Origin of the sequence: Streptomyces sp. NPDC051738, assembly GCF_044453205.1 — a bacterium.
In the GTDB taxonomy this organism is placed as follows: domain Bacteria; phylum Actinomycetota; class Actinomycetes; order Streptomycetales; family Streptomycetaceae; genus Streptomyces.
Genome location: NZ_JBITCM010000009.1, coordinates 12,134 through 24,996 on the forward strand (window position 1 = coordinate 12,134; position 12,863 = coordinate 24,996).

At 71.0% G+C, this 12,863-nt stretch carries 14 protein-coding genes, 5 tRNA genes and 1 pseudogene; 7 read left to right on the forward strand and 13 right to left on the reverse strand.

Features of this window, described 5'->3' with window-relative positions:
- Nucleotides 1–32 precede the first annotated feature (32 nt).
- Both ACIA8X_RS21815 and ACIA8X_RS21820 read right to left on the reverse strand, forming a co-directional pair.
- A complete protein-coding gene (locus ACIA8X_RS21815; RefSeq protein ID WP_399458913.1) occupies nt 33–854 on the reverse strand; it encodes an aminotransferase class IV in 822 nt (273 codons plus the stop codon).
- Nucleotides 851–1,903: a chorismate-binding protein gene (locus ACIA8X_RS21820; protein WP_399458914.1), complete on the reverse strand. Its 1,053-nt coding sequence runs from the start codon at nt 1,901–1,903 to the stop codon at nt 851–853. The genes ACIA8X_RS21815 and ACIA8X_RS21820 overlap by 4 nt, the downstream gene beginning before the upstream one ends.
- 178 nt (nt 1,904–2,081) lie before the next feature.
- Between ACIA8X_RS21820 and ACIA8X_RS21825 the strand changes: the two genes are divergently transcribed.
- The 5 genes from ACIA8X_RS21825 (at nt 2,082) to ACIA8X_RS21845 (ending at nt 2,548) form a co-directional block, all read left to right on the forward strand.
- A tRNA-Gly gene (locus tag ACIA8X_RS21825) sits at nt 2,082–2,154 on the forward strand.
- Between the two features lie 38 nt (nt 2,155–2,192).
- Nucleotides 2,193–2,266, forward strand: a tRNA-Cys gene (locus ACIA8X_RS21830).
- 1 nt (nt 2,267) lies between these two features.
- Nucleotides 2,268–2,339: transfer RNA gene (locus ACIA8X_RS21835), tRNA-Val, on the forward strand.
- Between the two features lie 19 nt (nt 2,340–2,358).
- A tRNA-Val gene (locus tag ACIA8X_RS21840) sits at nt 2,359–2,430 on the forward strand.
- Between the two features lie 46 nt (nt 2,431–2,476).
- Nucleotides 2,477–2,548, forward strand: a tRNA-Val gene (locus tag ACIA8X_RS21845).
- Nucleotides 2,549–2,604: 56 nt separating this feature from the next.
- Here the strand turns inward: ACIA8X_RS21845 and ACIA8X_RS21850 are convergent.
- Together ACIA8X_RS21850 and ACIA8X_RS21855 are read right to left on the reverse strand one after the other, a co-directional pair.
- Nucleotides 2,605–2,907, reverse strand: a complete 303-nt coding sequence (locus ACIA8X_RS21850) for a zf-TFIIB domain-containing protein (RefSeq protein ID WP_393462823.1) — start codon at nt 2,905–2,907, stop codon at nt 2,605–2,607.
- Nucleotides 2,908–3,041: 134 nt separating this feature from the next.
- Nucleotides 3,042–4,034, reverse strand: a complete 993-nt coding sequence (locus ACIA8X_RS21855) for a phosphotransferase (protein ID WP_399458915.1) — start codon at nt 4,032–4,034, stop codon at nt 3,042–3,044.
- A gap of 291 nt (nt 4,035–4,325) precedes the next feature.
- On the opposite strand from ACIA8X_RS21855, the gene ACIA8X_RS21860 reads away from it, so the two are divergent.
- Nucleotides 4,326–5,447: a PP2C family protein-serine/threonine phosphatase gene (locus ACIA8X_RS21860; protein WP_399458916.1), complete on the forward strand. Its 1,122-nt coding sequence runs from the start codon at nt 4,326–4,328 to the stop codon at nt 5,445–5,447.
- Nucleotides 5,448–5,514: 67 nt separating this feature from the next.
- On the opposite strand, the gene ACIA8X_RS21865 is transcribed toward ACIA8X_RS21860, so the two are convergent.
- The 6 genes and pseudogenes from ACIA8X_RS21865 to ACIA8X_RS21890 all read right to left on the reverse strand — a co-directional run bounded on the left by ACIA8X_RS21865 (nt 5,515) and on the right by ACIA8X_RS21890 (nt 8,452).
- Nucleotides 5,515–5,835 carry a hypothetical protein gene (locus tag ACIA8X_RS21865; protein ID WP_393462820.1) on the reverse strand — a complete coding sequence of 107 codons (321 nt, stop codon included), beginning with the start codon at nt 5,833–5,835 and terminating at the stop codon, nt 5,515–5,517.
- A 155-nt stretch (nt 5,836–5,990) separates the two neighbouring features.
- Nucleotides 5,991–6,713, reverse strand: coding sequence for a maleylpyruvate isomerase family mycothiol-dependent enzyme (locus ACIA8X_RS21870; protein ID WP_393462819.1), 723 nt, complete (start codon nt 6,711–6,713; stop codon nt 5,991–5,993).
- 11 nt (nt 6,714–6,724) lie between these two features.
- Nucleotides 6,725–7,237 (reverse strand): GNAT family N-acetyltransferase, encoded by a 513-nt coding sequence (locus ACIA8X_RS21875; protein WP_399458917.1) that lies wholly within the window; start codon nt 7,235–7,237, stop codon nt 6,725–6,727.
- Between the two features lie 37 nt (nt 7,238–7,274).
- Nucleotides 7,275–7,523: pseudogene (locus ACIA8X_RS21880) on the reverse strand (IS5/IS1182 family transposase); the annotation flags it as partial.
- A gap of 220 nt (nt 7,524–7,743) precedes the next feature.
- Nucleotides 7,744–7,941 (reverse strand): hypothetical protein, encoded by a 198-nt coding sequence (locus ACIA8X_RS21885; RefSeq protein ID WP_369269901.1) that lies wholly within the window; start codon nt 7,939–7,941, stop codon nt 7,744–7,746.
- 268 nt (nt 7,942–8,209) lie between these two features.
- A complete protein-coding gene (locus ACIA8X_RS21890) occupies nt 8,210–8,452 on the reverse strand; it encodes a hypothetical protein (protein WP_393461382.1) in 243 nt (80 codons plus the stop codon).
- 196 nt (nt 8,453–8,648) lie between these two features.
- On the opposite strand from ACIA8X_RS21890, the gene ACIA8X_RS21895 reads away from it, so the two are divergent.
- Nucleotides 8,649–10,079, forward strand: coding sequence for a protein kinase (locus tag ACIA8X_RS21895; protein WP_393461394.1), 1,431 nt, complete (start codon nt 8,649–8,651; stop codon nt 10,077–10,079).
- An 85-nt stretch (nt 10,080–10,164) separates the two neighbouring features.
- On the opposite strand, the gene ACIA8X_RS21900 is transcribed toward ACIA8X_RS21895, so the two are convergent.
- The 3 genes from ACIA8X_RS21900 to cobA form a co-directional block, all read right to left on the reverse strand.
- Nucleotides 10,165–10,560, reverse strand: a complete 396-nt coding sequence (locus tag ACIA8X_RS21900) for an NUDIX domain-containing protein (protein WP_399458918.1) — start codon at nt 10,558–10,560, stop codon at nt 10,165–10,167.
- Between the two features lie 11 nt (nt 10,561–10,571).
- On the reverse strand, nt 10,572–11,390 hold the full coding sequence (locus ACIA8X_RS21905; protein ID WP_393461379.1) for a TrmH family RNA methyltransferase: 819 nt from the start codon (nt 11,388–11,390) through the stop codon (nt 10,572–10,574).
- 113 nt (nt 11,391–11,503) lie between these two features.
- Complete coding sequence (gene cobA / locus ACIA8X_RS21910) at nt 11,504–12,736, reverse strand: uroporphyrinogen-III C-methyltransferase (RefSeq protein WP_393461377.1); 1,233 nt, start codon at nt 12,734–12,736, stop codon at nt 11,504–11,506.
- Nucleotides 12,737–12,863 lie beyond the last annotated feature (127 nt).

Below are 12,863 nucleotides of genomic sequence, written 5' to 3' on the forward strand. Positions count from 1 at the left end.
GTACGGCCCTGCGGCAGCCCATTTTCCGCGCCTTACGGATCCAGGTCGTCCCCGGACCGCTCGGCGAAGATCCGCATGGCCTTCGCGGTCACCGGGCCCGGCGCGCCCGGCAGTTCGCGGTCGTCGACGCGCTGCACGGCCTGGACGTCCCGCAGGGTGGAGGTGAGGAAGACCTCCTCGGCCCGCTCGAGCACGTCCAGCGGCAGGTCCCTCTCCTTGGCGCCGGTCCACTCGATCGTCAACGCGCGCGTGATGCCCGCGAGGCAGCCCGAGGCGAGCGGCGGGGTGTGGATCTCGCCGTCCAGGACGACGAAGACGTTCGACCCGGTGCCCTCACAGAGCTGCCCGACGGTGTTGCCGAACAGGGCCTCGGTGGCGCCGTGTTGGTGGGCGCGGGCGAGGGCGACGACGTTCTCGGCGTACGAGGTCGTCTTCAGGCCGGTGAGCGCGCCACGCTCGTTGCGGGTCCAGGGCACGGTGATGACCGCCGTGGAGTCGGGGCGCCGGGCGGTCTCGCCGAGGGCGACGACGAGGGTCGGTCCGTGCTCGCCACGGTCGGAGCCGAGGGGGCCGTGGCCGCCGGTGTAGGTGATGCGCAGCCTGCCGAGCGGCATCGGGTTGGCCGCCAGGACGGCGGCGCAGGCGCGACGGACCTCGTCGTGGTCGGGCTCGGGCAGGCCGAGACCGCGCGCCGAACGCGTCAGCCGGTCGATGTGCCGGGTCAGCGCGAACGGACGGCCGTCCACCGCCTTCACCGTCTCGAAGATGCCGTCGCCCACGGTCAGCCCGTGGTCGAAGACGGAGACGCGGGCGGACTCGATGTCCTGCAGCCCGCCGTCGAGCCAAAGCTTCACTGGTCTCCTCGCAAGTCCGCTCCACTCACTGCATACGCCCCCGACGCTACCGCGAGCAGCCGGGCCGCCTTCAGCTCGGTCTCCCGCCACTCCCCCTCCGGATCCGACCCCCAGGTGATCCCCGCACCGGTGCCGAACCGCAGCACCCCCTCGGCCCGGTCGATCCAGAAGGTACGTATCCCTACGGCCAGCTCGCCGATGCCCCGGTCGGCGTCGACCCATCCGATGCCGCCGCAGTACGGCCCGCGGGGCGCCGTCTCCAGCGCGTCGATGATCCGCAGGGCACTCGACTTGGGCGCGCCGGTGACCGAGCCGGGCGGGAAGGTGGCGTCGAGCAGCTCGGGCCAGCCGGCGCCCTCGCGCAGCTCACCGCGGACGGTGGACACGAGATGGACAAGCCCCGGGTGCTTCTCGACGGCGCACAGGTCGGGGACGGCCACGGTCCCGGTGGCGCACACCCGGCCGATGTCGTTGCGCACCAGGTCCACGATCATGACGTTCTCGGCGTAGTCCTTCTCCAACAGGTCCGCCTCGGTGCGCCCGGTGCCCTTGATCGGCCCGGACTCGACGACACGCCCGTCGCGCCGCAGGAAGAGCTCGGGAGACGCGGTGGCTATCTCGACCCCGTGCTCCGGCAGCCGGATCGTTCCTGCGTACGGTGCCGGATTGCCACGGGCCAACAGGGCAGTGAGGGAGTCCACATCGGCATCCGGCCCGATGGGTGCGCTCAGCACCCGGCACAGATTCGCCTGATAGACCTCGCCGGCCGCGATGTACTCGCGGATGCGCCGTACGCCCGCCGTGTACGCGGCGCGATCGAGCGAGGACGTCCAGTCACTGACTCGCGGGCCACACCACTCCCCCGGCACCGGTGCGGGCACGGCCTCTTCGCGTACGTCACGGAAGCGGGCGCAGGTCAGACCGCCCTCGAAGTCGGCGCAGACGGCCCAGAATCCGCTGGAGTCCAGGGCCGCGGGGTCGCTGGTGACATCGAGGAGACCGGTGGCGAGGCGAGCGCCGAAGCGGGCGAGAGGAGGGAGGTCGAGCACGCAGTCGAGTCTATGGCGGGTGTCCGGCCGGTGACCTGGCCATGTCCCTTGGGGGAGGTTCATCGCGCCCCTGAGCAGGTGCAGCGCAGCACGCTGCACAAACGCGTTTTTGTACTGGCTCCGGAATCCGCTAGAGTTCAACACGTCGCCGGGCCGCGCGAGCGGAACGAAACGACAAGCGGACGTAGCTCAGTTGGTAGAGCGCAACCTTGCCAAGGTTGAGGTCGCGAGTTCGAGCCTCGTCGTCCGCTCGCAGGAACAGGGGATCTTCCCGAACCCCTACACTCCTGGTGGAGTGGCCGAGAGGCGAGGCAACGGCCTGCAAAGCCGTCTACACGGGTTCAAATCCCGTCTCCACCTCCAAGGACGATTAGCTCAGCGGGAGAGCGCTTCCCTGACACGGAAGAGGTCACTGGTTCAATCCCAGTATCGTCCACTGGATCTTCGGATCCCCCGCGCGATTAGCTCAGCGGGAGAGCGCTTCCCTGACACGGAAGAGGTCACTGGTTCAATCCCAGTATCGCGCACGCAGTAGCCCGTGATCTTCGGATCGATCGTCGATCACGGTCCCGAGGACGATTAGCTCAGCGGGAGAGCGCTTCCCTGACACGGAAGAGGTCACTGGTTCAATCCCAGTATCGTCCACACGCCGAAGCCCCCCGGTCCGATGACCGGGGGGCTTCTTCGCGGCTTGGTGCGGCTCAGCTGGAGAACAGCATGTGGCCGAAGCTCTTGTGACGCTTGTGGCCGTAGTGACCACCGTGGTGGCCGCCGTGGTGCCCACCGTGCGGGGCGCCCCAGGCCGGGGCCTGCGGGGCGGCCGGGTAGGCCTGCGGCGCGGCCGGGGGTGGCGGTGCCGGCTGGGACCACTGGGACTCCACGCGGGCCAGGGCCTCCAACTCGCCGTAGTCGAGGAAGATCCCGCGGCAGCCGCTGCACTGCTCAATCTGAACACCGTTGCGGTTGTACGTGTGCATCGGCGCATGGCACTTCGGACACTGCATGGTCGGCTCAACTCCTCGCCGGTCGGTCCTGCTTCGCGTATCGCCAGGACAGACTCTGTCCGGCTGCGGTCGGTTGCACACTACTTTGCGTGTCCGTGGGTCAACTCAGGGGGGACGTAGGGGGCGTAGGCCATTCAGTCACAGGCGGCAATTCGGTCACAGGCGTCGACGAGGGACTGCTCGACCTCGTCGAGGGGACGGCCTTCGGTCAGAGCCTTGGTGACCGCCCGGGCAGCGGTCTGCACGGTGAGGGCGCGGGCCGGGACGTCCAGCGCGGGCCAGGGGTCACCATCGGCGGGGACGGCCGGGCCTCCGGCGGCGCGGTAGGCGGTGAGGAATCGGTTCCATTCCTCGGGCGACAGCAACCCACAGGCGTACCAGGCGGCAGGGCGCCCGAGGTCCCAGGCCGGTACGCCCACGCCGAGATCGTCGACATCGATGAGCAGCCAAGGGCCGTCCGGGGCCGGGTGACGGACGAGTTGGCCGAGGTGGAGGTCGCCGTGGCAGAGGGTGGTGGTGTCGGGCTGGGGGGCCTCGGCGCGGGCCCAGGCGGGGAGGGTGTTCCAGGCGCAGAGGATGGATGTGGTGGGGGTTGCTGGGTCTGGGGTGTTTGTCGGGTTTATGCCGGTGGTGGGTTTTGGGGCGGTGGTGGGTTCCATGCCGGTGGTCGGGGCTGCGTTGGCTACAGCACGGAGGCGGGATATCGCGAGGGCTGCCTTGACGGGGCCGCGCATGGGAGGGAGCGGAGCGGGTGCGGGGGTGCGATGGAGGCGGGCGAGGAGGGTGGCGGCCGCTTCCCAGGGGGCCGCGTCGGGGTCTTCCGGGTCCACCGGGGTGCCGTACGGCCAGAAGGTCACCAGTCGGCCGTGGAGGTCGACCGGCGTGGGGGTGAGTGGGGGCAGGAGGGTGCCGGGGAGGTGTGTGGCTGTGGTGAGGCGGGGGGCCAGGTCGGTGGGGGTGAGGTCCGGGGCGTGGGCCTTGGCGACCGTGTCGGCGTGCCGGACGACGGTGGCGTCGGGGCGGTCGGCGAGTGTGACTGTTGCTCCGCAGGGACAGGTGGATGTGCGGTGGTGGGCGGCGGCCTCGGCTTGTGCGGTGAGGTCGGGGAGGAGGGGGTTGGGGGTCACGGGGGTCCCTTGGGTGCGGATGCTTTGGGGCGAGGGTACGTGGGGGACGGTGGCGGATAGGTCGTACGGGGCGCGCAGTCCGGCGCCGTAGTGCGCCTCGCCCGTTCGACAGTGAAGGACGCCCGTACCAGAGGCGGCAGCATGTGAACGAAGCCCGTTGGAGGAGGCCCAGCCCGCCAGGAAGGCGTTCGACGACCCCCGCCCGCCGCGTCTCCGACACCCTCCCCAGCCCCAGCCGCGTCCCCGGAGCGGCGCATCCTCGTAGGCGGAGGTGGGTGGCAGGCTTGGGGCATGGCCGTTCGACCATGGCTGGACTTCCGGCGTCCCTGGCGGCCGGGGCACTCGCCCGCGCTGGTGATGATCCCGGTCGGGCTGATCGTCACGGTCTGTGTGGTCGATGTGCTGTCTCCGCCGCACATCCACCTCGGGCCGCTGCTGGTGGCGGCACCCGCGATCACCGTGGCGTTCGCCGGCGCCGGCGTGACGGCGCTGATGGGCGCTCTCGCGGCAGCGGGGCAGGTGCTGATCGGCGTACTCAGAGGGGTGCTGCCCACCGCCAACATCCAGGCCCAGATCATTGCCCTGGTCGTCGTCTCCGTCGTCTGTGTCACCGTCTGCGTGGTGCGGGACCGACGTGAGCAGCAGTTGCGCCGGGTGCAGTCCGTGGCCGAGGCAGCGCAGAGTGTTCTGTTGCAGCCACTGCCCACACGCACTGGCCCGCTGCGGATCGCCGCCCTTTACCTGCCCGCCGAGGAAGAAGCCGACCTGGGCGGAGACCTGTACGCGGCCGCACGGACCTCTCACCACAGCACGCGGCTCCTCATCGGCGATGTGCGCGGCAATGGCCTGGCCGCGATCAACAACGCCGCCCTGCTGCTCGGCGCCTTCCGCGCGGCCGCACATCGGCAAGCCACCCTCCCCCGCCTCGCCGTCCACCTCGACGCCGCATTCCGCTGGGACACCAGCCAGTGGCGATCACAGGCCGAGCAGGACACCAATGAGGACTTCGCCACGGCCATGCTGCTCGACATCCCTGATCACGACCCGGTCGCCCACCTCATCAGCTGCGGCCACCCACCGGCGTTCCTCCTGCGGGGGAATCACCTCACCCCACTCTTGCCTGAGGCGAGCCACCTCCCGATCGGATTCGGTGGCCCCTTCGGCATCACCGACTACGACGTGCAGACGTTCGCGTTCGAGGTCGACGACTTGCTGCTCCTCTACACCGACGGCGTCATCGAAGCCCGCAATGCCGACGGACTCTTCTACCCCTTAACCGAACGGGCGCCCGGCTGGACCATGGACGACCCTGACGAACTGCTGCGCCATCTTCAGGACGACCTGTTGGCCCACGTCCACGGACACCTCGACGACGACGCTGCGGTGGTGGCGATCCGCCGCCTGACAGTCTGATACCCGGCCGGCTGGGCCGACACCTGAAGTAAGCGTGAACTGCGGACGCGGCGATACAAGCGGAGGGTCAGGTCCTGCCACCCTGGCTCGCTGGTCCTCGGCTGGACTCCCTCTGCGTGGTTTCGGCGAAGGCCAGCCCTTGCAGGGCCAGTCGTTGTGTTTCGTATCGGCCCTCGGTGGTGGCCTCCACGTCGAAGCTGTGCGCGGCCGCCGACGGGTAGCCGATGAGTTCGAGGGCCCGGCTGGGCAGTTCCTGCCTGGACGCCTCGTCCGACTCCCACAACAGAACGGCTCCCCACCGGTTGGTGTCCGGATCCGAGAGCCACATCTTGAAGCGAAGCCCGGGCAGCTGGGAAAACGCGGCGACGGATTCCACGCAGGTACTCACGCATGGACTCGATGGTTTCTCCGGAGGCGGACAGGTCCCACCAAACGATGTCGGCGCGCATGGCGCTCCTTCCCTTCGAAACGGATTCGTCCATGTCCGCCGCTCGGGCCGGGAGCGGTGCGCGCCTCACACTCACACTCTGGCCGGCGAAGACGTCACCCACGGTCCCTTGACTGCGGCGGGTGGGGTGGCCAGGGCCCGAGGGCAGGCAGTCCGTCCGCCGCCACCGGTGACAGCGCAGGCGTACGTCCGGCCAGCCATGCCGCCAGGTCGCGCACGCGTCCGGTGACCACCGTGCCCGGCTGCCCGTCGCCCACGGACCAGCCGACGGACCATTGGCGGGCCACGTCCTCGGCGCGCAGGCGTGTGCCTGCCGGGAGGCGGTCGAGGAGGAAGGCGATGGCATGTGTGGCCAGGTCCTCGGGCCAGTCGTCCGGCCGCACACCGAGTTCCAGGTCGACCATGTGGATCCATGCCTCGCGCCAGCGTGCGAAGACCGTGGCCGCGAGGTCCGCGTTGCGGAATGTGACGGGACGGCTCCAGTCCACGTCGTCGGCGCGTGCCCAGACCGCCTCCAACCCGGCTGTGTGAGCGGCGAGTTCCGCGCGGTGCTCGGCGGCGCTGCGGCCCGCCGTGGCCTCGATGATCGCGTTGCGCTCGTCCACCCCGCCGTCGTATCCCGCTACGAGCTCACCGCGCAGGGCATGCTCCGCGAGACGGGCGAACATTCTCGCGTTGTCGGTGAGATGCGCCAGGACGTGGCCGCGTGACCAGCCCGGAAGGGCGGATGCCTCGGCGACCTGCTGGTCGTTCAGCCCGGCCACGAGCTCGTCCAGTATCCCGTGGGCTTCGATGACCGCTGCGACGGGTGGTTGCACGGCCCTCCGTCCTACCGGGCCGGGGTCTGGTTGGGGACGACGGCCGGGACCTGGGCGGCGAGTTCCCTGAGGGGCTCACCGCTCAGTCGGCATACCCTCCACTCGTCCAGGAAGTCGACGCCGAGTGACTTGTAGAAGTCGATCGTCGGCTCGTTCCAGGCCAGGACCCACCACTCGAAGCGCTCGTAGCCTCTTTGCTCGCAGATCGCGGCCAGGGAGGCGAGCAGAGCCTTGCCATGTCCGCCGCCTCGGGCCTGCGGCCGCACGTAGAGGTCCTCCAGGTGCATGCCGCGCGTGCCGGTCCAGGACGAGAAGTGGGGGAACCACAGGGCATAGCCCACTGCCTCGCCCGTCCCGTCGTCCTCGGCGATAAGCGCGAAGGCGGCCGGATGCTCTCCGAACAGCGCCTCGCGGAGCTGCTCCTCGGTCGCCCGGGCCTGCTCAACAGACCGTTCGTACTCGGCGAGTTCACGGATCATCGCGCGGATCTCCGCGACGTCGTTCACGGTGGCGGCACGGATCATGCCGGAGATCATCGGTCACCGAACCGTGCTGTGTCCATCCAATTCCACGTCTCCGCCGGGCGACGCGCTCCGCTGCTCGCCCTCGCGGGCGGCGCGGCAGATAGCGGCGGCTGCGGCGGGAGCTGTGTGCCTTGTCGCCGCTGAGATGGTCCGGCCGGGTGCGCGGGTGCCCGCCCTGCGGGCGGGGGACGCGGATGCGGCTGAGGACCACGATCATCTGCGGGGCATCACCGAACTGGCCCGGTGTGAGCACGACGGCCATGGGGCGAGAGCCGCCTGCGCCTGCACGGGCTGATTGGCACGGACCCGCGTCAAGAGGTGGTCGTCCCTTGCGGGCCGCCCCAGGTGCCCCCGGCCGAACCGCCGGAGGCCCCCGCACAAAAGCAATGCCGGCGCAGCTCCCCAGCTGCGCCGGCATTTGTGCCGTCCGCCGCACCCCCGTCCCCACGGGGTTTCATGGGTGGATGTCCCCGCCCGGACCGCTCTTCCGGGCCTGGGGTCGCCGCTCAGCGCCCCAGCATCACGCCCACGGACGACGCCTGTGTGGCCACTGTCTCCCAGCCGTCGAAGACGACCAGGAGCAGGACCGCCAGGGGAAGGGCCATGAGCGTCGCCACCAAGGGGTGGCGGCGGCCCTGGCGGCGCGGGCGCAGCAGCGGGCGCTGCTGCGTGCGGATCAGTGTCCGCGGTGCCGTCTGGGCCATGGTCCCTCTCCTGACCTGTGTCAGTTGTCGTTGGCAGCGGCGGGTGTCTGACCTCGGGGGACGAGTGCTGCACCCGCCGCTTGACCTCAAATCTAGGCCTCCGACCACCCCCGGCACGTCATGCCCTCGTACCGATTGCCGGGCCTCCCGGAGGATGAGCAATGACCTGCGGAGTACTCCCCTGGGTGGAGACGAGGTCCTAGGTCTCGGGGTCTTCCCCGAGGGGGCGCCCGGTCTGCCCGGCTTTCTCCGGGCTTCGCTTCGGGCCTTACTCCGGGCTTTTCTCCGAGCTGTCCTCGCGCGGCACCGGCTGTTCGACCAGCGCCAGGACCCGGTTCGCCATGAAGCGGGCCGTACGCACGACCGATCCGTTCCGGGTGACTTCGCTCACTTCCACTACGCCTCGACGCACCGCCGTCTCCACCCGGCGGCCCGCCCTGCTCGCCACCACCTCGTAGGTGCGCGTCGTGTCCCCTGCGTCCACGACTATCTCCACGCGATCACCCTTCACGGGCTCAATCCCCCTTCTGCGACGGGTGGTTGGAAGTCCGACAAGGCATAAGTCGCCCTGCTCGTCCGCCCTCTGACCACCCTTCAAGTCTCCCACCCACCACTGACAATCCATCGCCCCGAGAGGGCGCGGCCTCTGCGCACGGCGGCCCGCGGAAACGTAAGCTGTGGCTCGTCAGACGGACCGGGCAGCGGGGATGAACATGGCGATGATGCGCCTGAGGCGCGAGGACCCGCGCGTCGTCGGCTCGTTCAGGCTTCACAGACGGCTCGGCGCGGGCGGCATGGGCGTCGTCTACCTGGGCTCCGACAAGAAGGGGCAGCGGGTCGCGCTGAAGGTGATCCGGCCCGACCTGGCGGAGGATCAGGAGTTCCGCTCGCGGTTCGCGCGTGAGGTCTCGGCGGCACGGCGGATTCGCGGCGGCTGCACGGCACGGCTGGTGGCCGCCGACCTGGAGGCGGAGCGTCCCTGGTTCGCCACGCAGTACGTACCCGGCCCCTCCCTGCACGACAAGGTCGCCGACGCGGGCGGGCTCGGCGCGGCCGAGGTCGCCGCCATCGGCGCCGCCCTGTCCGAGGGACTGGTCGCCGTGCACGAGGCCGGCGTCGTGCACCGGGATCTCAAGCCCTCCAACATCCTGCTGTCCCCCAAGGGCCCCCGCATCATCGACTTCGGCATCGCCTGGGCGACGGGCGCCTCGACCCTCACCCATGTCGGCACCGCGGTCGGCTCCCCCGGCTTCCTCGCCCCGGAGCAGGTGCGCGGCGCCGCCGTCACCCCGGCCACGGACGTCTTCTCCCTCGGCGCCACGCTCGCGTACGCCTCCATGGCCGACTCGCCCTTCGGGCACGGCAGTTCCGAGGTGATGCTGTACCGCGTCGTCCACGAGGAGCCGCAGCTGCACGGCGTGCCGGACGCTCTGGCCCCGCTCGTCCGGGCGTGTCTGGCGAAGGACCCGGAGGAGCGGCCCAGCACGCTGCAGCTGTCGTTGCGGCTCAAGGAGATCGCGGCCCGCGAGGCGCAGGGCCTCTCCGACGTACGCCCGCCCGCGCCCCGTTCCGCCGAGGCGGACCGTCCGACCGGGCGGCTCGCCGACACCTACCCGGACCAGCAGCGCGCCCAGCGACGTACGCAGGGCGGCGCCGTTCCGCCGCGCGGTACGGGGGTGCCGCGTGGCACCGGCGTCCCGCGGGTGCCCGGCCCCGCACGCGACGTACCCGCGTCGAGGGGTGGCGGTGCCCCGCACAGCGGTACGGCACCGTCCCGGTCGGGGACCCGGCCGGTGCCCTCCGCACGGAACGCCCCGCGCTCCGGCAACGGCAGCGGCAACCGGCCCGCACAGCGCGGCGCCAACGGCCGTCCGGCCCCACGGAACACGGGGACCGGCCGACGGCCCGCCAACCCGCAGCTGCTGCGGCAGCGGCTGTTCGTGTTCGTCGTGGTGACGCTGCTGGTGGCGCTCGGCATCGCGGCCGCGCAGGGCTGCCAGGGCCCGCAGCGAGGGCTCGGCGACGACGGGGATGTCGTACAGGACCGGCAGGAGCACGTGGAGCCGGGCTACCAGCCGTTGGACGGGGACTTGATGTCCGAGCGGTACGAGTCGACGTTCGAGATCTCCGACGAGTAGGACGAGTAGTCGGGGCTCGCGCAGTCTGGGCTTGCGCAGTCTGGGCTTGCGCAAGCGAATCTCGCGCAGTCGGGTCTCGCGGGTGTCACAGGTCCGGCAGGATCCGTTCGAAGAACTCCCGGTCGCCGTCGAAGACCGGGTCCAGGGACAGGAACTCCTCCGGTGTGACCCAGCGGGCCTCGCCGACCTCGTCCGGGTCGGGGATCACGTCGCCGGTGTCGGCCCGTGCCGTCCACCAGTGGAGGCGGAAGTGGCCGTCGTCTGTCTCGGACTCCCAGACCTTCGCCAGGGGTACGACGGTGAGGCCGACCTCCTCGCGGACCTCCCGGACGACCGCCTCCCGCTGGGTCTCCCCCGGCTCGACCTTGCCGCTGACGGGCTGCCAGTAGCCGGGGCGTGCGACGGCGGGGCCGCGGCGGACGGCGAGGACGCGGTCGGGGCCGCGGAGCAGGACCGCGACGATCGCCTCGCGCTGCGCCATCGCCGTTCGGCCTAGACCTGGGGGCGGCCGGTGGCCACCGCGTAGAAGGCGACCGCGGCTGCCGCGCCGACGTTGAGGGAGTCGACGCCGTGGGCCATGGGGATGCGGACCCATTCGTCGGCGGCGACGAGGGCCTGGGTGGAGAGGCCGTCGCCCTCGGCGCCGAGCATGAGGGCGACCCGTTCCATCTTGTGCGGGGCGGCCTCGTCGAGGGTCTTGGCCTTCTCGTCGGGGGTGAGGGCGAGGAGCGTGAAGCCGGCCTCGCGGACCGACTCCAGGCCCTTGGGCCAGGTGTCGAGGCGGGCGTACGGGACCGAGAAGACGGCGCCCATCGAGACCTTGACGCTCCGGCGGTACAAGGGGTCGGCGCAGTCCGGGGAGAGCAGGACCGCGTCCATGCCGAGGGCCGCCGCGGAGCGGAAGATGGCGCCGATGTTGGTGTGGTCGTTGACCGACTCCATGACCACAACCCGGCGGGTGGTCTGGAGGAGGTCGGTGGCGGTCGGGAGCGGCTTGCGCTGCATGGAGGCGAGCGCGCCGCGGTGCACGTGGTAGCCGGTGACCTGCTCGGCGAGTTCCGGGCTGACCGCGTAGACCGGGGCCGGGAGCTCGTCGATGACGTCGCGCATGACGTCGACCCACTTGGCCGAGAGCAGCATCGACCGCATCTCGTAGCCGGCTTCCTTGGCCCGTCTGATGACCTTCTCGCCCTCGGCGATGAAGAGGCCCTCGGCCGGCTCGCGCTTGCGGCGCAGGTCGACGTCGGTCAGGCCCGTGTAGTCGCGCAGGCGCGGGTCGTCGGGGTCATCGACGGTGATGAGATCGGCCACAGGGTGATACTGCCTTGTCCTGGGTGCGGTGCCAACGGCTTGGCACGGTTGGGTTACCCGCGGTTACGCAAAGGGTTCGCGCGGAAGGGGTCACAGGCCTCACGCGGAAGAGGTCACGCGGAAGGGCTCGGTCCTACGTTCACGACCTCGCCGATGACGATGACCGCCGGCGGCTTCACCTCGTGGGCGAGCACCGTGTCGCCGGCCGTGGCGAGGGTCGCGTCGACCCTGCGCTGGGCGGCCGTCGTGCCCTCCTGGACCAGGGCGACGGGCGTGTCCGGGGACTTGCCGTGCGCGATGAGCGTCTCGGCGACCTTCCCGATCGTGCCGACGCCCATGAGGATCACCAGGGTGCCGGTCAGCTTGGCCAGCGACGGCCAGTCGACCAGGGAGCGCTCGTCGTCGGGGGCGATATGGCCGCTGACCACCGTGAACTCATGGGCGACGCCCCGGTGGGTGACCGGGATGCCGGCGGCGCCCGGGACGGAGATGGAGCTGGAGATGCCGGGCACGACGGTGCACGGGATGCCGGCCTCGGCCAGCGCCTGAACCTCCTCCATGCCACGGCCGTACACAAAGGGGTCGCCGCCCTTGAGTCGTACGACCGACTTGCCCTGCTTGGCGTGCTCGATCAGCGCGTTGTTGATGGCCTCCTGGGCCATGAAGCGGCCGTACGGCAGCTTCGCCGCGTCGATCACCTCGACGCTCGGCGGAAGCTCGGCGAGCAGATCGCGCGGGCCCAGGTGGTCGGTGATCACCACGTCGGCCTCGGCGAGCAGACGGCGACCGCGCACGGTGATCAGGTCGGGGTCGCCGGGGCCGCCGCCGACCAGGGCGACGCCGGGGGTGCGGGTGCGGTGGTGGGGGGCGACCAGCGTGCCGTCGCGGAGGCCCTCGACTACCGCGTCGCGGATGGCGGCCGTGTGGCGGGGGTCGCGGCCCCGCGCGTCGGTGGTGAGGACGGCGATCGTGACGCCCTCGCTGTGGCCCGTCGCCGGGGTCCAGGCGGTGGCCTCGTCGGCGTCGTCGGAACGGACGCACCAGACGCGGCGGCGCTCCGCTTCGGCCGAGGCCCGGGTGTTGGCCTCGGTGTCGCCGGTGGCGATCAGGGCGTACCAGGCCTCCGCGAGGTCGCCTTCCTCGTAAGGGCGCTCGTGCCAGGTGAGCTCGCCCGCGTCCGCCATGGCCTGGACCGAGGGGGTCACCGAAGGGGACACGAGGTGGATGTCGGCGCCGGCCGCGATGAGGGTGGGGAGGCGGCGCTGGGCCACATGACCGCCGCCGAGGACGACGACCTTGCGGCCGGTGAGGCGGAGGCCTACGGGGTAGGCGGGGTTTTCGGCCATGAGGGTGCGGCTCCTCTGGGCTTGGCGGTGGCCCTGACGTGCAGATTTTAAGGGGCGGGTGGTTCAGGCCGCTCAGGTGTCCGGTGGCTGAGCTTCGTTGCCGGGTGCGGGGGCGTGGGATGGCCGA